19 protein-coding genes are annotated in these 19,321 nt (G+C 49.7%); 4 read left to right on the top strand and 15 right to left on the bottom strand.

From position 1 onward, the window contains the following. Window positions 1-78 precede the first annotated feature (78 nt). Window positions 79-1,128 carry an agmatinase family protein gene (locus ACKFKF_RS22110; protein WP_446869711.1) on the top strand — a complete coding sequence of 350 codons (1,050 nt, stop codon included), beginning with the start codon at window positions 79-81 and terminating at the stop codon, window positions 1,126-1,128. Between the two features lie 679 nt (window positions 1,129-1,807). Here ACKFKF_RS22110 and ACKFKF_RS22105 read toward each other — a convergent pair. The 8 genes from ACKFKF_RS22105 to ACKFKF_RS22070 all read right to left on the bottom strand — a co-directional run bounded on the left by ACKFKF_RS22105 (window position 1,808) and on the right by ACKFKF_RS22070 (window position 7,004). After that, window positions 1,808-2,569 (bottom strand): phycobilisome rod-core linker polypeptide, encoded by a 762-nt coding sequence (locus tag ACKFKF_RS22105; protein WP_446869710.1) that lies wholly within the window; start codon window positions 2,567-2,569, stop codon window positions 1,808-1,810. A gap of 125 nt (window positions 2,570-2,694) precedes the next feature. Then, window positions 2,695-3,438 (bottom strand): phycobilisome rod-core linker polypeptide, encoded by a 744-nt coding sequence (locus tag ACKFKF_RS22100; RefSeq protein WP_446869709.1) that lies wholly within the window; start codon window positions 3,436-3,438, stop codon window positions 2,695-2,697. 66 nt (window positions 3,439-3,504) lie between these two features. Continuing rightward, window positions 3,505-4,344 carry a phycobilisome rod-core linker polypeptide gene (locus tag ACKFKF_RS22095; protein ID WP_446869708.1) on the bottom strand — a complete coding sequence of 280 codons (840 nt, stop codon included), beginning with the start codon at window positions 4,342-4,344 and terminating at the stop codon, window positions 3,505-3,507. A 133-nt stretch (window positions 4,345-4,477) separates the two neighbouring features. Further along, window positions 4,478-4,720, bottom strand: a complete 243-nt coding sequence (locus ACKFKF_RS22090; RefSeq protein ID WP_446858060.1) for a phycobilisome linker polypeptide — start codon at window positions 4,718-4,720, stop codon at window positions 4,478-4,480. 159 nt (window positions 4,721-4,879) lie between these two features. Then, window positions 4,880-5,743, bottom strand: a complete 864-nt coding sequence (locus ACKFKF_RS22085; RefSeq protein WP_446869707.1) for a phycobilisome rod-core linker polypeptide — start codon at window positions 5,741-5,743, stop codon at window positions 4,880-4,882. Window positions 5,744-5,765: 22 nt separating this feature from the next. Beyond that, entirely contained in the window at window positions 5,766-5,915 is a 150-nt protein-coding gene (locus tag ACKFKF_RS22080) for a hypothetical protein (protein WP_446858062.1), read from the bottom strand. Between the two features lie 9 nt (window positions 5,916-5,924). After that, window positions 5,925-6,413: a phycocyanin subunit alpha gene (gene cpcA / locus ACKFKF_RS22075; RefSeq protein ID WP_446858063.1), complete on the bottom strand. Its 489-nt coding sequence runs from the start codon at window positions 6,411-6,413 to the stop codon at window positions 5,925-5,927. Window positions 6,414-6,485: 72 nt separating this feature from the next. Further along, the gene (locus tag ACKFKF_RS22070) at window positions 6,486-7,004 is read right to left on the bottom strand and encodes a phycocyanin subunit beta (protein ID WP_446858064.1); all 519 of its coding nucleotides are present in this window, start codon (window positions 7,002-7,004) and stop codon (window positions 6,486-6,488) included. 793 nt (window positions 7,005-7,797) lie between these two features. On the opposite strand from ACKFKF_RS22070, the gene miaB reads away from it, so the two are divergent. After that, complete coding sequence (gene miaB, locus ACKFKF_RS22065; protein ID WP_446869706.1) at window positions 7,798-9,153, top strand: tRNA (N6-isopentenyl adenosine(37)-C2)-methylthiotransferase MiaB; 1,356 nt, start codon at window positions 7,798-7,800, stop codon at window positions 9,151-9,153. Window positions 9,154-9,169: 16 nt separating this feature from the next. Here the strand turns inward: miaB and ACKFKF_RS22060 are convergent, their stop codons facing one another. From ACKFKF_RS22060 to fraC, 7 genes are all read right to left on the bottom strand, one after another. Further along, window positions 9,170-9,820 (bottom strand): Uma2 family endonuclease, encoded by a 651-nt coding sequence (locus tag ACKFKF_RS22060; protein WP_446869705.1) that lies wholly within the window; start codon window positions 9,818-9,820, stop codon window positions 9,170-9,172. Between the two features lie 31 nt (window positions 9,821-9,851). Continuing rightward, window positions 9,852-10,673 (bottom strand): ATP-dependent sacrificial sulfur transferase LarE, encoded by an 822-nt coding sequence (larE, locus tag ACKFKF_RS22055; RefSeq protein ID WP_446869704.1) that lies wholly within the window; start codon window positions 10,671-10,673, stop codon window positions 9,852-9,854. A 296-nt stretch (window positions 10,674-10,969) separates the two neighbouring features. After that, entirely contained in the window at window positions 10,970-12,937 is a 1,968-nt protein-coding gene (locus ACKFKF_RS22050; protein WP_446869703.1) for an ATP-binding protein, read from the bottom strand. A gap of 87 nt (window positions 12,938-13,024) precedes the next feature. Next, window positions 13,025-13,828: an ABC transporter permease gene (locus tag ACKFKF_RS22045; protein WP_446869702.1), complete on the bottom strand. Its 804-nt coding sequence runs from the start codon at window positions 13,826-13,828 to the stop codon at window positions 13,025-13,027. A 246-nt stretch (window positions 13,829-14,074) separates the two neighbouring features. After that, window positions 14,075-14,698 carry a transglutaminase-like domain-containing protein gene (locus ACKFKF_RS22040; RefSeq protein ID WP_446869701.1) on the bottom strand — a complete coding sequence of 208 codons (624 nt, stop codon included), beginning with the start codon at window positions 14,696-14,698 and terminating at the stop codon, window positions 14,075-14,077. A 42-nt stretch (window positions 14,699-14,740) separates the two neighbouring features. Next, window positions 14,741-15,763, bottom strand: coding sequence for a DUF5357 family protein (locus ACKFKF_RS22035; RefSeq protein WP_446869700.1), 1,023 nt, complete (start codon window positions 15,761-15,763; stop codon window positions 14,741-14,743). 45 nt (window positions 15,764-15,808) lie between these two features. Then, window positions 15,809-16,342, bottom strand: a complete 534-nt coding sequence (gene fraC, locus ACKFKF_RS22030; RefSeq protein WP_446858072.1) for a filament integrity protein FraC — start codon at window positions 16,340-16,342, stop codon at window positions 15,809-15,811. 302 nt (window positions 16,343-16,644) lie between these two features. Between fraC and ACKFKF_RS22025 the strand changes: the two genes are divergently transcribed. Then, the gene (locus ACKFKF_RS22025; protein WP_446869699.1) at window positions 16,645-17,778 is read left to right on the top strand and encodes a cob(I)yrinic acid a,c-diamide adenosyltransferase; all 1,134 of its coding nucleotides are present in this window, start codon (window positions 16,645-16,647) and stop codon (window positions 17,776-17,778) included. A 312-nt stretch (window positions 17,779-18,090) separates the two neighbouring features. Continuing rightward, entirely contained in the window at window positions 18,091-19,302 is a 1,212-nt protein-coding gene (locus ACKFKF_RS22020; RefSeq protein WP_446869698.1) for a glycoside hydrolase family 10 protein, read from the top strand. The last annotated feature ends 19 nt before the right edge of the window (window positions 19,303-19,321 follow it).

The raw sequence follows: 19,321 nt of genomic DNA, 5'->3' as shown, positions 1-19,321 counted from the left end.
GCGACCCCTTGCGGGTAACTCGAAGCGACCCCTTGCGGGTAACTCGAAGAGATCGTTCTCTCTCTTTCTCACTGCACAATGGCAACCGCACAAATTCTGCAAAATTTTAACCCAAACGACATCGGCGTTGATAATGGCAATCTATTGGGGCTGCCTTTTGACTACGAATCGGCCAATATTATTGTGATTGGCGTTCCCTGGGAAGTCACCGTTTCTTATCGCGCTGGAACGGCCGCCGCTCCTCAGACGATTTTGGATGCGTCGCGTCAGTTAGATATCTTTGACTTTGATCATCCCAACGGCTGGAAACAAGGGATCTTTATGACAGAGATTTCGCAGTCGATTCAGCAAAAAAGCGACGCGCTCAGACAGGATGCGATGCGAATTATTGAGCATCTGGAGCAAGGCAAACAAGTGGCAGACGATGCAGATCTGTCCCAAGTGTTGCAAACAATTAACCGAGAATGTGAAGCGGTTAACCAGTGGCTCTTTGATCAGGCGCAAGCGGCGATGAAGTTGGGTAAAAAAGTGGTCGTGATTGGCGGCGATCACAGTGTTCCTTTGGGCTATTTTCGGGCGTTGAGCGATCGCTATTCAGACTTTGGCATTTTGCACATTGATGCTCACGCTGACCTGCGCGACGCTTACGAAGGCTTCCAGTTTTCTCACGCCTCGATCATGTTTAATGCGCTGCAACTGCCGCAAATCTCAAAACTTGTCCAGGTAGGAATTCGTGATGTCTGTCACGATGAGATTGAGTTAATTCAACAGTCGGGCGATCGTGTCTCTACCTACTTTGATCCGATGCTAAAAGAGAAGCTGTATGCCGGGGTTTCCTGGTTAGATCTTTGTCAACAAATCGTCGCTCAATTGCCTCAGCAGGTTTACATTAGTTTTGATATTGACGGACTCGATCCCAAGCTTTGTCCCAACACTGGAACGCCTGTCCCCGGCGGCTTGGAGCTAGAGCAAACTATTTGTCTATTTCGGGAAGTGGTGCGAAGTGGGCGAGAAATTATTGGCTTTGATGTGGTAGAAGTCGGTAATCAAGAATGGGATGGCAACGTCGCCGCCAGAGCCGTTTATAAGCTGTGTAATTTGATGAGCCTGAGCAAAGAATCTCATTAATTGAAGTTAGGATCGTGAACTAAATAAGATCGTTTATTGCCAAGCGACTTCGCCCCTAAATCTCCCATTCTGGGGTAGGGCTGATTCATTCTGATTAAGGGAAAATCAAGGAAACCCAAAACCCTGATTCTTTCATTTGGATGGTTCTTAGCAACTAATGAGGGAATCGGCTGTTCGCTTTTCTCTCCCTAGAATAAATCAACCCTACCATTCTGGGGGACTTTGAGATCAAAAAATTCTGGAGTTCAAAACGGGTTCGAGCTTCAAAGTCTCCCAACTTTGGGGGATTTGGGGGCTGCAACCCATTAAAACGAAGCCAAAATCAATTGACCAAGCATATTTAGAGAATTTCAGGTTAATAAACTCGCGTTCCTTAGTGAAATTCCTTCGCTGCGTTGTTTGAATCTTTTGCCCCAAGCTGCCAGTTTTGGGGGACTTTTAGTTCTGGCTTAAAGTCTTCTACCTAGGGGAGATTCAGGAAGCAAGCGAATCGAAGACGATCGGACTGAGTTTAAAACAAGCACTGGGCCTGATAGCCGATTATCCAGCGATCGCCAAAAGTAAAACACCTTCAACCACCGCAACATAACCAACCATCAAACCCAGTCACGAGTTCTAGATTGTGAGTTCTAAGCTTTGAGTTCTAAGTTTTGAGTCAACTCATCCCTCACCCCTTTCTTTAACGCTTTCCTCTCGAAGGCACCTTACTCATATAGTCAATGCCCGAAGCCGTGAGCTTTTGAGCATAGTTGACCTTGGGCGCGATCGAGGCGGCCATGTCGGAGTATCTGCGAGGGTCGCCTTCGGCCAGCTTGCGATCTTGATACTTCTTGGTGTAGTACTTCTCGATTGTAAAGCGCCAGTCGTTCTGAACCGTACCCGCCGTTTCCTGGAAGTCTTCACCATAGCGAGGTGTCACCAGATTAAACGGCCGAGCCTCCATCCGCTTGCGCTGATAGGGAACGGTATTGTCCCCAAACGCCAACGTGTACTCTTCGCCGTCAAGTAGCGCGTCTACAAAACCGCCAAAGCCTTTGGTGCCAATGACGATCGACCAGGCGATCTCTTCAGCTTTGTTGTAAGAATCGCGTCCCAAAAACCGCTTGAGGCAAATTTGCACCAGACGATAGTTGTTGTTGACCGAGACGACGGTGCTATAAAACCGCTCAGACTTTGCCAATTCACGAATGAAATCACGCACCGTAATGGCACCATTTCTCAACCGAGATTCTGAGGCAATTTGACGGTTAAATCTCAGCGTTTCATGTTCGCTAAAGACCTGACGGTAGCCTGCCCAGATTAGGGCTTCCACTTCACTAGCGTCGCTCACGTCTTCGATGCGATAGATGTAGGGCGTGTCTTCGTTCTGGTCGGCAGTTCCAAAACTACTCACCCGATGATTTTGAGTCGTTGGTTTGTACTCTAATAATGGCAATGCCATTCCAGTATCCCTCTTGTAGTGGTTAGATGAGGCTGGATTTTCGATTTAGGAAACGATCGTGAAATCCATAATGAAACTATTATCCCGCGTCTTGTCTGCAAGATCTTGTTTGTGAGAATGCAGAACTACCGCAATGGGAAACTCGAAGAACTGCTGATTGAGGCGGCCGTGCCACTGGCGACCGTTTCACGAGTCATGTCAGGAATTTGAATGTTGTCCGTTTTCACCGGAGTAAACTCAGTGGGTTTGATCTTAATCGATCGTGCCATATCCATAAAGTTGGCCACAGCGCCCCACTTGTAGCGCTCAGTTTCTAACTTATCGCGCCAGTAGTTGCCATAGCGAGGGGTCACGAGGTTGAACGGCCGATCTTTAAACCGACGACGTTGATAAGGAACAGTATTGTCGCCAAAGGTGCGATCGTACTCTTCACTATCCAGCAGCGTGTCGATGAAGGTATCCCAACCCAACGTCGCGATTTTGATTGACCAGGCCAGTTCTTCGTCTTTGTTGTAAGAAGCACGACCGAGTAACCGCTTTAGCGTCAGCTCGACCACTCGATAATTAGAATTAGTTTCGACCACCAATCTGCGGTAGGTGTCTGACTTTGCCAGACCGCGAATAAAGTCGCGAACGGTGATCGCCCGATTTCGCAGTTGTGATTCTAGATTCACCTGACGGCTGCTCTTGAGAATCACATGTTCGCTAAAGACCTGACGATAAGCCGCCCAAATTAGCTGCTCAATGTCCGTCAAGTCGGCACAGTCTTCAAGGCGATAGATGTAAGGCGTATCTTCACCCGGCACCTCATAGCCAGCAACACGCTGATTTTGAGACGAGGGCTGGTACTCAAGTAAAGGAATTGACATAGGGCTAAATCAGGAATGAGGGGCGAAGAATGAGGCGCAAGGAATCTAGCTGATCCCAGTCACCGTTCAGACTTTTGGATTGCCAGGAATATAGCGATAGGGCAACGATACCGCCACCCGTTTGACCGTTGGCTTGCCTTTTTCGACTTCACGACTCATATCGGGTACGGCGATCGCGCTAGAAGTCGCTCTCGCAACGTGACGCTGAGAATCTTGATGTGGTGTCAAAATGGATTGGGCCATATTCAAGAACGCAAACGGAATGGCTTGTCGAATCACCTGCTTGTCGAGGTCGGCCGCGTTGTAGGTTCGCACTCGATAGTAAGAACCCGTTGCCAACTCTCGTTCGAGCAAGCGTCCCCGCCAAAAATCACTGTAGCGGGGATTGGTCAAGTTAAAGGGACGACCTTCGAGACGACGACGCTGATACGGTACGATGTCATCTCCAAACGCCTGACGATATTCTGCACCATCGACGATCGCGTCAATAAATCCGTTTAGCCCTTTGGTGGCGATGACGATCGACTGCGCGATCTGCTCATCTTGCCCATAGCTGGCCCGTCCCAAAAAGCGTTTGCAGGTGAGATCTACAACTCGATAATTAGAGTTAGTATCCCAAACCAGTTCGCGGTAGACATCAGACTTACCCAACCCGCGAATAAAGTCTGCAACCGAAATCATCCGATTGCGAAGTTGAGACTCCAAAAAGGTTTGACGATAGCTTTCGAGAATCAGGTGTTCGCCAAAGATTTGACGATAGGCTGCCCAGATCAATTCATCAATTTCGGCAACGCTGGTGGCATCCCTCAATCGATACGCCTGGGGATCATCTTCATCCAAAACATCATATCCATCGACACGCTGGTTTTGAGTCTTGGGAGTTACTTTGAGTAATGGGAGAGACATAGGGATAAACAAGAACAACGAATGGGAAAGAGAATCGCTTTTGTCTAGAGGCTGAAACTCAGAGAAACGCTAGATTCAATAAAATCGTCTGGTTGAAAACGACCCATAAAAGCCGTTTCAGCCTGCGATCGAGTTAGCCTTCTTCAGAAGTCATCGGCTCAATGTTGACGATTTTGCCACCCATACGAGTGATCCGCTGCATCTCTTCATTCATACGGCTGTAGGGCACCGTAATAAAAATACTCCCACTGCGACGAATGTCATAGTTTTGTAAATCAGTCTGGTCATTTTGGCGCAAGCCCACAACTTCATAACGAAACATCCGGCTACCAGAAGGCGTATTGGCAGCGCTACCAACGGCGGTTTGACCAAGCATTCTTAAGATCTCCTGTGATAGTTGAAAACAAACTTGTCAGAACAGGGATAAGAGATGAAAGACGCTGTGAGCACCCTCAAAAACCGCACAATAAGCAACCGCTCATCCTACAAAGTTTCTGAAATCCTCGCTAACTCATCCCTCATCCCTCATTCTTTCTTAAGCAGTCGTGATGCTCACGATCTTTGCGCCCGTGCGTTGGATCTGCTGCATCTTTTGTGAAAGCTGCTCGTAGGGCACCAAGAACGCAGTGCTGCTGCGACGAACACTGGGGAAGCCTTTACCCCGAACGCCAGCTACTTCGACTCGATAAATGCGGCCGCTCTCTCCGTAGGAGCCGCCCAAACATTTGCTCGGAGCCGAGTCGCTAGAAGGACTGTAGTGTGACCAGCCGCCATCGGTGCTAGAAGGCTGCCGAATCGTGGTAGCAACGTTCTGCGCTAGACCTTGCGCCAGACGAGACCGATTGCCCTCAGCTTGAGAGCGATCGCTGTTGGCGTAGCCCCGATAGAGACGAAACAGATTGGTAAAGCCGATCGTTCTGGCTCCCGTCTCAAACTGGAACCCTCTGTAGAAGGGAACCACATTGTCACCAAAGCTGGCTTGATATTCTTCTGAGTCCAGATAAGAGTCGATTTCAGCGTCAAACCCCTGAGTCTCGTAGATATCTAGATGACGCACCACTTCAGATTCTTCAAAGGGGGCACGACCCAGCAAATGTTTGTGGTTGAGTTCGATGACTCTGGTCTGAAAGTTGCCGTAGAGAAACTTGTTTTTATATAGCTCAGACTTGGCGACCAATCGCACGAACTCTCTAACGGTGATTTTGCCATCGCGTAAAAGCGATTCTGCACTCGTCAAGCGCTCAGACTTCATGATGTAGTCGTTGCCCAACACCTGACGATAAACGGCACGACTGACGTTTTCAATATCTTCTTTTGTCCAGGGACTCCGCAACTCGACGCGAGTCGTTTCTGCAAAAGGGGACGTTCCTAAACGCGAAGCTGCTGCTGTGATAGCCATGATTTCTCCTAAATGAACGGTTTTATTTGCTGTCAGCCGTTAGTCGATCGCGCAAAAAAAGCAAATCGCTAGTTGCCGACCGCCAACCGCCACCAGGTTTAGATAAAACAATGCCCGGAAGGGTAAACAACGGCTGACCAGAGCCAGCAAGTCGCGATACTCTTCCGGGCAAGACGCGCGATTAGCTTAGGGCGTTGATCGCATAGTCGATGTAGGTGTTTGCTTCGTTAGCAGCTTGACCGCTCAGACCGTGGCTGGACTTGATGTTCTTCAGCGCTTCAACATACCAGCTAGGAGACAGGTCGAAGGTGCGGTTGATTTCATCTAAGCCAGCAACCAGGTACTCATCCATCGGGCCGGTGCCACCTGCAACCAGGCAGTAGGTGACCATGCGGAGGTAGTAGCCGATGTCACGAGAGCACTTTGCTTTGCCTTCGGGAGTCGCTGCAAAGTTTGCGCCCTGCATCTGGGTGGTGTAGGGGAACTTGGAGTACACTGCTTGAGCCGCGCCGTCGATCAGTTTTTGAGCGTTGTTGGTCAAAGCACGAGCAGCTTCCATGCTGGCAGCAGCGCGCTCAAAGCGACCGTTGACGGCTTGCAGTTCGGTGTTGCTCAGAAAACGACCTTGGGTATCCGCAGATGCGATCGCTTCGGTAATGGGGGTCTTCATCGTCAAATATCTCCCTAAAAGATGTGGTGTTGTTATAGAGAAAAGTTAGCGGTTAGCTTGTTAGCCGCTCGATTAAGCAACCGCAGCCGCAGCGCGATCGAAGTAGCTAGAAACTTCGGACATCAGAGCCGAGCAGTCACCCTTGGTGATACCGTTGGGGTCATTTGCCAAGCCAACCGCAGCTTCCTTCATTTTTTGAACGCCAGCAGCCACAGAACCACCGGGAACGCCCAGAGCTTGGTAGGTTTCGCGCAGACCGTTGAGGCAGCGATCGTCCAGAACGCTTGCATCTCCAGCCAGGGTTGCGTAGGTCACGTAGCGGAGGATGATTTCCATGTCGCGCAGGCAAGCAGCCATCCGACGGTTGGTGTAAGCGTTGCCACCGGGAGCGATCAGTTGGGGCTGTTCGGCAAACAGGGAGCGAGCAGCGTTAGCAACGATCGTGGAAGCATTGCTGGTGATGCGGTTGACGGTATCCAGGCGCTTGCTGCCATCTTTCACCATTCCCGACAAAGCGTCGAGTTGGGAGTTGCTGAGGAATTCACCTTTGGCATCGGCTTGTGAAACAACCTTAGCGAATGCGTCTAGCATTGGATATTTCTCCTAATAATCTGGGTTTAGTTCGGGTTTGGCTCAAACGGGAAGGTGCGTCGAGCCATTTGGGAGACTGCGTTACCAGTCAGGTGGGCAGAAAACGCAACTTAAATTTCCCAAGCCCTCTTGCTCTTCATACAAGCCGTTTCATGTCACCAGGTAACAATCCAGTTCATGAAGCGAAGTTTAGAAATCTGAGAAAATTTCATTTTTATATGAGAGGTCGGGAGGTCTTGTTAAATCAGTGTTTTAGATGGGTTTCATCTGTTGTTTTTACCCTTCGAGTCTTTTTATACAATGCGGTAGAGCCATTGTTTGTTACAAGTTGTTGAGTTGTGTAAAGACAAGCGTAACAAATAATGAAATTGGCGCTCTGACTGGCTTGTGGCGAATATTAGAAGGTTTTTTCTAAAATTAATCAAAACGTTTTAAGAGAGTTTGTTAAGAGTGCTTAACTCATTTTTTCTTTAGATTCTCTGAAATCCACATCTGGCAATGACTTCGACGGTCTCTTAAAATTTAGTTTTTGTATCGTTTTGTATCTATGGAGGCAGCTTTTGACCAAAATAAGTTCTTAAGTTTTGTAAAGAATGCCTGATCGTGATATGGAGTCAGGGGCACGCAGCGATCGCTCCAAAAGTCAAGCAGCCTTACAGACTATCCTGCGATCGCTTTCCCGTCTGTAGCGAATGGATCTGTCGATTATTTCAGAAGCCTGGATGGAACCTGGAAGAACTGTGAAAGGGCGATCTACAATAGATAGCTGGCTCCTCGCAACAAGTGACACCTCATGACTGCTCAATCTCGCCGCTACCACATCACCACTTTCGGCTGTCAGATGAACAAAGCCGACTCCGAACGCATGGCTGGCATTCTGGAAACGATGGGCTTTGAGTGGGCAGACGAAGCCAATGATGCAGATTTGATTCTCTACAACACCTGCACGATTCGAGACAACGCCGAACAGAAGGTTTATTCTTACCTGGGCAGACAGGCGGCGCGCAAACAAAAAAACCCAGAATTGACGATCGTCGTTGCGGGCTGTGTTGCTCAACAAGAAGGCGAAGCGCTCCTGCGTCGGGTGCCCGAACTTGATCTCGTCATGGGCCCCCAACATGCCAATCGACTAGAAGATCTGCTCGAACAGGTTTTTAGTGGCAATCAGGTTGTCGCTACCGAAGCGATTCACATTGTCGAAGACATTACAAAACCGAGACGAGACAGCAGTGTGACCGCCTGGGTGAATGTAATTTATGGCTGTAACGAACGCTGTACTTATTGTGTCGTGCCCAATGTGCGCGGCGTTGAGCAGTCTCGGACTCCCGAAGCGATTCGAGCAGAAATGGAAGAATTAGGACGACAAGGCTTTAAAGAAATCACGCTGCTCGGACAAAACATTGACGCATACGGCCGCGATTTGCCTGGAGCCACGCCCGAAGGTCGGCACAAACACACGTTGACCGATCTGCTTTACTTTGTCCATGATGTCTCTGGGGTTGAGCGGATTCGCTTTGCAACCAGCCATCCTCGCTACTTCACCGAACGGCTGATTCGTGCTTGTGCCGAGTTGCCCAAGGTTTGCGAACACTTTCACATCCCGTTTCAGTCGGGCGATAATGATCTGCTCAAGGCAATGTCACGCGGCTACACTCAAGAAAAATATCGGCGAATTATTGACACGATTCGCGCCTACATGCCGGATGCGTCGATCAGTGCGGATGCGATCGTCGGCTTCCCCGGTGAGACAGAAGCTCAATTTGAGAACACGCTGAAACTGGTGGATGATATTGGCTTCGATTTGGTGAACACAGCAGCTTATTCGCCTCGTCCGGGTACGCCTGCCGCTGTTTGGGACAACCAGTTGAGTGAGGAAGTGAAAAGCGATCGCCTGCAACGTCTGAATCGATTGGTCAACGTCAAGGCAGAAGAACGGTCTCAACGGTATGGCGATCGCATCGAGGAGATTCTGGTCGAAGATCAAAACCTCAAAGATCCCACTCAAGTCATGGGACGGACTCGCGGCAATCGGCTAACTTTTTTTGCAGGCGACATTCACCAACTCAAAGGCAAACTCGTCAAAGTCAAAATCACCGAAGTCCGACCCTTTAGCCTCACAGGTCAGCCGCTCGTCGAAGCTTGTTTGTAGGTTCACTGGCTAAACTTCACTGGCTAAACGACGCTATCAACCAACGACCGATCGCTCCGTTGTCTTCAGTTTGCGATCGTCTCAAAGCCTCTTCTACGATCGTCATCTCTAACCCTGGCAACACCTGAGAAATACGAATTGGAACACTTTCATTCGCAGATAAAGTAAACGCTAAAACCTGACTCGCCTTTACATCAACGACCCAGTATTCTTGAACGCCCATGCGCTGATAAAGCTTTTTCTTACGCTCCTTATCATCTTGGAGAGAGGACGCTGCAACCTCAATAACAAGCGTGGGAGGAGGTAACTCATCTAGATTGATGGGTGAATTGTTGCGAGGCGGAAATCTTAAAAACTCACCGATGTAATACGCGACATCAGGTTGAGCCTCTTGTGTTCCTACCTTACGAAAGCTACCGTTTATCAGTTCTTTGAACGGAATGTTTTTAATCGTTCCAAACATTAGAACGACGTTTGCGACAATTGAGTTGTCTTGACAGTGCGAAGAACCCAATGCAGCCATTTCAATCCTCATGTAGCCCTGGTCATAGTAAAATCTGCCACTGGCTAAAGTTGGGTCATCCGCAAACGTCAAGAAGTCTTCCCAGTCCGCTTCTACCCAGGTATCAGTTGGAACAGTCGTTAAAACAGGTAACGGATTTACCATTTTGCAAACCTCCAGTGCTTTTTATCTTAAGTTACGCTTTTGAATTGGCGGACGCAAATTGTAGAACTTGATTGAGTTTGCCGCTTCGGTAGCCTTCTAGATCTAGCGTTACATAGAGAAAACCGTAAGATTGAAAGGCAGAAACGAGCGTTGGTAAATCGGTTTCAATCACGAACTCTTTGACTCGATCGGGCAACACTTCAATTCGGGCCGTATCGCCTTCCGATCGCACTCTCAAATCTCGCCAGCCCAACTTTCGCAGATAAGTTTCCGCCCGTCCAACGCGCTGAAGTTTGGCGATCGTAATCGCTTCACCATACGGAAACCGAGAACTCAGACAAGGTTGAGCAGGCTTATCCCACCAGGGCAAACCGAGATACTTGGAGATTTCGCGAACTTCAGCTTTGGTAACCCCGACTTCAGCTAAGGGCGATCGCGCTCCCCGTTCTTTGGCCGCCTGGATTCCCGGTCGATAGTCGTGCAGATCGTCCGCATTCACACCATCTACGACATAAGGGTAGCCCCACTGCGTCGCCAACGGCTTTAAGGTATCGTGCAGTTCACTTTTACAGAAGTAGCATCGGTTAACCGGATTGCTGCTGTAGTTGGGATTGTCCATTTCGTGCGTCTGAACGACCTTGTGAGCAATGCCAATTTCGGCCGCCTGGATTTGGGCATCCTCCAGATCTTCGGGCAATAGAGACGGAGATTCGGCAGTCACAGCCAGGGCACGATCGCCCAACACATCAAAAGCAATTTTGGCCACGAGCGTACTATCAATGCCACCAGAGTAAGCAATTAACGCATTCTCCATTTCGGCAAACAGGGCTTTGAGTCGATCGAGTTTTTGCATCGGAGGGGAAAAGTGAGGGGTGGGGGTGAGGGGTTAGAGGATGTTTGAAAAGTATCGTTTATCGAATTCACCCGCCCCTTGACTGTAAGTCAGGGCTAACGGTGCGAAGTCCACTAAAGGGACTGAAGACGGTGTGTAGATTGACTTTTAGTCCCTTCAGAGGACTTGATTCGGTTAGCCCTGACTTACAGTCAAGGGGGCGGGACAGCAACGAAGCAGAGCAGCTTTTAATACGTTTCAAACGTCCTCTTAGGGGTGAGAAGTGATTTCAACTCAAACCTCTTGACTATTCCACCCTACACTTTATTTTTTGAGTCGGTTGACCCCTGTTCTTGACTGTCCGTGCGGCTGTACTTTGCGACGAGGTTAGCCAAATTTTTGAGGTCGATCGGCTTTGAGATGTAATCGACGGCTCCGGATGCCAGACAGCGTTCTCGATCGCCCTTCATCGCCATCGCAGTTTGCACGATGACGGGAATCGATCGGTAGTCGGCGTGAGTCTGAAGTTGTCGCGTCAACTCTAAACCATCTGCTCCGGGGAGGTGAATGTCCATTAAAATCAGCGCCGGAAGTGACTGAGTGAGCGACTGCCACATTTCACTACTATCTTTGACCCAGGTGACTTCATAGCCCAATTTACACAGGTAAGCAATCAGCAATCGAGCATTGTGAAGGTTATCCTCAACCAACAAAACGTTGTGCGCCCGAATCGCAGATCCTCGCTTGTTGGCAGGTGGCGTAAAAAATTGGGGAGTCGGATTTTGAGCATTGAGGACAGGCGAAACGGGAGTGTCTCCTTGAGGAATAGGCTGACTTTTAGAATTTCCTCCATCTGCGACGACCGGAAGCACGATCGTAAACCGCGATCCTTGTCCTAACTGTGATTTCACCTCAACTGTGCCGCCGTGCAACTCTGCCAGCTTTTGGGTGAGCGCCAATCCCAGTCCAGTTCCTTCGCCTTGAACGGCATTCGTCAGTTGGGTGTAGGGGCGAAATAAAAGCTGCTGTTGTGCTTCAGAAATGCCTGTTCCTGTATCCCAGACGGTGAAGTTTAGCGCTTTTGCAACGACGTTTACCTCTAAGCCAACGGTGCCTTTTGCAGTAAACTTCAGAGCATTGGACAGCAGATTAAACAGCATTTGTTTGAGTCGGAGCGGATCGACCTCGATCGTCTTCACCTCATCCGTCACGTCTAATTTGAGCGTCAAACCGCGATCGTTGGCTTTTTCTTTAACCAGCTTAAGCGCTATCTGACAGACGCTCAAAACGTCCACCGTTTCGCATTGCAGATCTAGCTGGTTGGCTTCAATTTTAGAAAGGTCGAGAATGTCGTTGATCAGTGCCAACAGATGCTGACCGCTGCTGAGAATAATTCTAAGATATTCTTGATGGCGCACGTTACCGGGATTGTAGCCCTGTTCGCGCAGCAGATGAGTAAACCCCAAAATCGAGCTTAACGGCGTGCGAATTTCGTGACTGGTGTTGGCCAAAAACTCACTTTTGAGACGATTGGCTTGCGTCAGTTCTTGCGTTTGCGCCCGTAGCTGATGATTGTGCTGTTGAAGTTGCTCAACTTGTCGCGATCGATGAATGACCTGTATCGCCTGCGCGATCGCCCGCTTTACCAGTGTCGATCGCAGTTGCTCATATAACCCGTCAGATCGAGCAGATTGAGGAGACGACGCAAGCGCAATCAGCCCACCCGTCTTAAACGACTCACCCATCGGCCAGGCACTTTGCCAATTTTGAGTTTGCCATTGATTTAAAGTGGACTGCGCGATCGGGTACTCGAAACCAAGCTCAGCAAGCTCAGAAGTCGAACTGGGCTGAGACAATGAGACCGAGGCTCGATACTGGACTTTAAACATTAGCGGGTCGCTCTGGGTGAGAATTGGCTCTACGATCGCCACCATTTCACCATTGAGAGCTTGACCCAGGTGATCGACTAAGGTTTGGAGTAGCTGACGCGCGACCTCTTGCGGGTCACTCAAAGAGAGCGAACCTCTTGACGACGATGACATCAAAGCCGCATCAAAGCACTCATTGAGACGGGTGTGAAGGTGACTTAGACAACGCTCAACCCAAAGTTCTGCGACAGAGGGCAGCCCGTCAGATTGGGCGAAAGCTCCTGATAGAGAAGTCACGCCGCCAGTCTCCTGAAAAGCGGATAGATGCAAATGCATAAAGCAGATTGAGATCGGACAGCCTGATGACTCAGTAGAGACCGCATTTGCCGCCAGGGGTTTACGGTTCTTGTTGATCATCCTACCCAAATCTACGGAGATCGCAACGTTCTTAACGGATTTGCTTCGTCAAAAACTCACGAAAACGGGTGAAGAATAAAGGAGAGGCTAGAATTCTCGCACCGAAAAGATTAGAGACGCGATCGCCAGCACCAGTCCGATGTAGAGCAATCCGTAGCCTACATTAATCAGTAAAATTTCGGGGCTAGGAATCAGATTGTAGACCGCTTGATTTTTGAGATCGAGACGCGCTAGATCGGGAAGAACTAAATAGAGTCCTCGTGTGGCAGCTTCGATCGAGGGATTTTTGGCCAACTTGCCGAAGGCGACCAGATCGCGGCTAAGATTGCCCATTAAATAAACGGCGAAGGTAAACAAGACCGCCAAAAGAGAACTCGTAAACACCCCAAAACCGATCGCCACTGCCGTAATGAGAGAAAGCTGCAAAAGCAAAAAGCCCGATGAAATCACAATGTCTCGCAGCGAATGAGGCACCTGAGCAAAGTGAAAAAGGGTGAGCGCGATCGCGGTCATCGCCCCAATCAAAACGGCTAACACCGCCGTCAATCCCAAATGCTTGCCGATGATAAATTCTGTCCGGCTGACGGGTTTGGCAATCAGCACAAAGACAGTACGCTTCTCGATTTCTTTGTTGACGAGTCCCGTTCCGACAAAGACGGCGATTACGAGTCCTAGCAGATTCATGGCGGCCAGTCCCAGATCTAGCAGAATCTTTTTCTCAGTTGCAGCCGAGATTTCGGGTAAGAGCCGATTTGCCAACACCATCGCCAGCGCATACAAGCCCACCAGATAAAGAACTCGATCGCGAATCACTTCTCGAAATACATTGGTGGCGATCGTCCAAGTGCGTCCGATCGTACTTCCCACACTGCCTACCGCCTGATGTGCCATCTTCCCTAATCCTCTTTTTTACCGTCAATTCAACACAGGTTTTTCGCGTCGTTTCTTGGTACGTTTGCCCTCCAAGCTGCCAACTTCCGGGAAACTTTCAGACAAAAATTCCTGTTTTGTTTATCGTCCAGGCGTTGCTGATTGGAGGGATGACTCTGTGGGAAGTGTCCATCTTTTCGCCACCTAAATCCCCCAAAATTGGGGGACTTTGAACCCCCGCCGCTTTGGGGCAATTCATTCCCTGATTCAGCAACGCAATCGTCCAGATTGCCTCAAACCCAAACTTTCTGCACTCTCCAGGGAAACGTCTGGAAGATGAGCAAGCATTTTATCCCATGTTTTGTAAGTTTGCAGCGCTTCTACAACGGTTTGCAGTGGCTCTGAGAGAATGGCTGGAAAATCCGCTTCCTCAGACAATTGCATCTGAAACGCCAGCCTTTCATGCGGAGGAGTAAATTGAGCGTTGACTCCCGATCGATTGCCTCTAGCATCCACGCGATACCAACCCCAGTCAGACAGATAGACTGCATTAAACCCATGCAAACTGTAGGGTGCGCCCTTGTCGTCAATGCTCAATCGCTGATAGCAAAATCCAGTCGGAATGCCGTTGGCTCGCAACAACGCTGCTAACAAATGACTTTTGGCAAAGCAATATCCCGTTTTGTATTGCAGGACATCCGAAGCGCGGCAGGTAATCGGATTCATCTGATAGTCGTAGCTGTGACGAATCTCATCTCGAACCCACTCAAAACAAGCGGCGGCGATCGCCTCCGAAGTGTGTTGTCTGAATGCCAGTTTTTGAGCAAGCTCCAAGATTGCAGACGCTTTCCAATCGATCACTTCGCTGACTTGTAGATACGCTTCCATCATGGCTGTTATAGAATTTGAATCTCAATCTCTTTAGACTTTCTTTTAGCGCGATCGTCGTCTCCGCTCTGGCACATTGGGCGCACCACAGTTGACGACTCCCACCGATCGCGTCACGGGAGCAGACACCGCAGGCGGGGCAGGAGATCTGAAGTCAAACTGAGCAGGCGGGCCAATCTTGCGGCTTTGAGTGATTTGACAAGACTTGGTGACCGAGTAACCGCCCGATCGCGCCGTTGGCCCTCCCCAAACTGCTTGAAGCTCTAGTGTGTACTGATCAGACGTGACTCGACCTCGAATATCCCATAGGTCGTTTTCGGTAACTCGCGGCAATTGTTGTTGGACATCCGCAGAAAAAGCAGGCATCTCCTGATCGAGATCTTTAAGCCAGCGCTCGACTTCTGGCCAGGGCTTTCCTTCTAGACGCAGTTTCAAAACTTTTTCGGCGGTGTCTAACACTTCAATTCCCCGCGATCCCATGTTGTTTTGGGGCTGCACTTCAAACACAAAAGCACTACGGCTAAAGTCATCTGCTCGGAGGCTAGGGTAATTGTTGAGCCAGTCTTGCATCAAAAAGTAAAACTGAAACCAGCAGCTAATAATCAGATTACTCAGCAGCACCAGCACAATTTCCTGCCGAGCCGCCGGGGCCGGAGCCGTATAGGTCGGTGTAATTGTCACTGGGTCAGTCTTGATAAACCGCCGGATTGACCAGATTATCGAGGAGATGACTGGCCAACTAATATAAGAGGCCGCGGTGGGTCTTCCTTGCAGACTGCCAAATAGCCAGATCGAGACGAGTGCGCCTGTAATCCACGGGCCGAGAAACAGCGTGTTGACGGTGAGCTTTTTCTTGACGGCCGGATCGTAGGTAAACCACCAGACTCCCGCAATCAAAAACACCCACCCCAGCGAGGCAATTACGTTTTGCACCGGAGAGGAGGTCAACCCGGCGACGACCACAGAGAACACGCTCAACAAGATGAAGGTCTGCCAGCACGCGGCTTGGGGCGGGTTCATTCGATCGCGAACTTGCTTAAAAACTTCTCTCATAGAAAATAAACTCATAGCGCTTCGATCGAAGGAAGTAGAGAATACAGCAAAAACAACGGTCTAAATCGGCTGTTCAAAAAAGAGGCGGATAGCGATGATCAGGGTAATGGCACTAAAGCTAAAGGCGTTTGCCCACAAAACTGCCAGAGCGCGACTAGGAACGACCGCAAAGCTGGCTCGACGGGCGCGTTGACCCTGAAATTTAGCCGCTTGTTTGGCTTCGGTTTCAGAATCTTTTTTGATCCCCAGCAGCAATTCCAGCAGGTTGATCCCTTCTAGCTTGAGCAAAAAGGTGCTGATAAAACTAACAAATGCCAGCCCGATCAGGACGGGCGGATTGGTGAGCGAGTCAAAAAAGATATAGCTGATCAGTTGCGATCGCAGGTTTTCTGGCAGCCAGGGTTCCACTGTAAAGAAAATCATCCAGCCGACGACTGTAGATAACAGGTTGACTGTTGCAGCATATTGAATGCTCGTTTTGCGACCAATTCCCAAGCGTCTTTGTAGAACCAGTGATTCGACCGCGATCGCCATCACCAAAAATAGAAGCTGATAAATGATCATTCGCAGGGGCAAGACATCAAATAAAGGCATGGGGCGCGTAGAAGAGACAACAAAGCCGTTATGACAAAGATTTTACGTGGCCGGGCGCGATTTGAGCGGGAAGTTTGGCGGGGGATTTTGAGACGGAATTGATCGCCCCTGTTCATTTTGAAAGCTGACCTCAAAAGTTCGATCGCCTGCTCATCTGAGTCCATAAATCTAGCATTCGTTTGGGCGCTTGACGATCTTGGCTACTACATCTAGCGTCGATATCTAGCGTCGATCGTCCCTTTACCTGCTATCTTGAGTGGGTCACTTCGCTAAAATGAAACAGCACGGCAGGAATCAAGGTTATGGCCAGAACGGGAATTGGCATTCGGACGGCTCAGACACGATCGGAGCGGATGGTCGGTCAGATTCACGTCTATGATGGCGCTGGCAAGGGCAAGTCTCAGGCGGCGTTGGGTGTGGTGCTGCGGTCGATCGGGCTGGGCATTCACAACTTTTCGCAAACCCGTGTGCTGTTGCTGCGATTTCTCAAAGGGCCAGGGCGCACGTATGACGAAGATGCAGCGATCCAAGCCCTTCAGCGTGGCTTTCCTCATCTGATTGACCAAGTGCGAACGGGACGAGCCGAATTTTTTGGAGCAGACGAAATCACCAAGTTCGATCGCCAAGAAGCGCAACGGGGATGGGATGTTGCCAAGGGTGCGATCGCGTCGGGACTCTATTCTGTCGTGGTCATGGACGAACTGAATCCGGTGCTAGACCTGGGACTGTTGCCCGTCGATGAAGTGGTCAGCACGCTCAAACGCAAGCCCGAACACATGGAAGTCATTGCCACCGGACGAGGGGCCCCCCAGGGATTGATCGATATCGCCGATCTGCATTCTGAAATGCGCCCGATGTATCACCCGATTGCCCAAGAACAGGGCATCGCCGGAATCGAGATTTACGCTGGGGCCGGAAAAGGCAAATCGACCAGCGCACTTGGTAAAGCGCTGCAAGCGATCGGCAAAGGCATCGGACAGGACAAATCGCACCGAGTTTTGATCATGCAGTGGCTCAAAGGGGGGGCGGGCTATACCGAAGATGCGGCGATCGATGCCCTTCGGCAAATTTATCCTAATCTGGTCGATCACCAGCGATCGGGGCGAGATGCGATCGTGTGGCGAGGTCAGCAGCAAGAGTTAGATTATGTCGAAGCGGAGCGGGCCTGGGAAATTGCACGAGCGGCGATCGCGTCCGGCTTGTACAAAACGATCATTCTAGATGAATTGAATCCGACCGTTGATCTAGAATTATTGCCTCAAGAACCGATCGTTCAGGCCCTCTTACGGAAGCCTCGCGACACCGAAATCATTATCACCGGACGCTGCAAAAATCCGCCTGCTTACTTCGATCTGGCAACGGTTCATTCAGAAATGGTTTGCCACAAACACTATGCAGAAAAGGGGATTGATCTCAAGCGAGGAGTCGATTTCTAAAGCAGTCTTCTAAAGCAAACTGAACGAACTGGTGAATCAGAGAATTTAATCTTCCGGATGATTGCGATCGTTTCGCGAAGTGATTGAAATACCTGGCTGACTCATACGTTGATGATTCGGGCACTGATTATTATTTTCTACGTCAAGGATTTCGCTGGCTTCAGGTTTTGATTGCACTTGATGAAGAGTTGCATTCCCGGAATGATTAAACTTCGATTAGGGAGCATCAATACCTGTAGACTGTAGTGCTAGTGAATTTGTGTGCAAAAAATAGACGATCGGTGCAGTTGGCTCTCTCAATCTTTCGCGCTTATGAATGGACATCTCTATCGAGGTTGGCGACGATTCGTTCGATTTCTGCTGCCTGTTTTATTTTTGGGATCGATCTTCACCTCGATCGCGCTGGGTAATCCCGGCATCGCCCAAGAGACTCGCCCAGAAATTCGCGGGGTTTGGATGACGCTCAATGACATGGACATCCTCAAAGATCGCACCAAACTGCAAGCAGCGATCGGTCAACTACAGCGCTTAAATTTCAACACCGTTTATCCCGTCGTTTGGAACTCTGGCTATGTGATGTATCCTAGCGCAGTGGCAAGACGAGCAGAGATCCAACCCTTTGTTTACCAGGGTTCTGACGGTCACGATATTATTGCAGATGTAGTCACGCAGGCTCATCGTCAAGGGTTACTCGCCATTCCCTGGTTTGAGTTTGGGTTTATGGCTCCTCCGACTTCAGAATTGGTGATCAATCATTCAGACTGGCTGACCCAAAAGCGTGACGGTAGCCAAACTTCGATTAGCGGTGCGGGTGAAGTCGTTTGGTTAAATCCGTTTCGCCCCGACGTTCAACAATTTATTAGCGATCTCGTGATCGAAATCGTTTCTCAATATGATGTCGATGGCATTCAGTTTGACGATCATATGAGTTTGCCGCGTGAGTTTGGCTACGATGACTATACCATTGCGCTCTATACCAAGGAGACCAAGAAAGCGCCGCCCCCAAATCCTGGTGATGCCGCGTGGGTCAAGTGGAGAGCCGACAAAATTACCGCTTTTATGTCTCAGCTTAAGAATGCGGTCAAAGCTAGAAAGCCCAACGCCATTATCTCAGTTTCGCCCAACTACTACGATTTTGCTTATCGATTGCAGCTACAGGATTGGCTCAATTGGGTCAGACAAGGATTGGTAGACGAGTTGGTAATGCAGGTTTACCGCTCTGATCTGCAAAGTTTTTATGAGCAGCTTGTCCGCCCAGAGATTCAAGAAGTCCAGCAAAAAATCGCGACGGGCATCGGCATTATGGCGGGTTTGAGAAACAACCAGGTATCGATCGCACAGATTCAGTCTCAAGTCCGAGTGGCTCAAGATCGCGGGCTGGGGGTTGCTTTCTTTTACTACGAAAGTTTGTGGGACGAAGCGCCAGAGTCTCCAGCCCAAAGACAGGCAGGGTTTCAAGCGCTTTTTCCGGCTCCGTCGGTGCGACCCCTTGCGGGTAACTCGAAGAGATCGGCGGCGAGATGAGGGGTAAATCGGGAACTTT

The organism is Phormidesmis sp. 146-12 (genome assembly GCF_052939495.1).
Note: the sequence above shows the minus strand (reverse complement) of the source record. Positions and strands in the feature narration are given on the sequence as shown.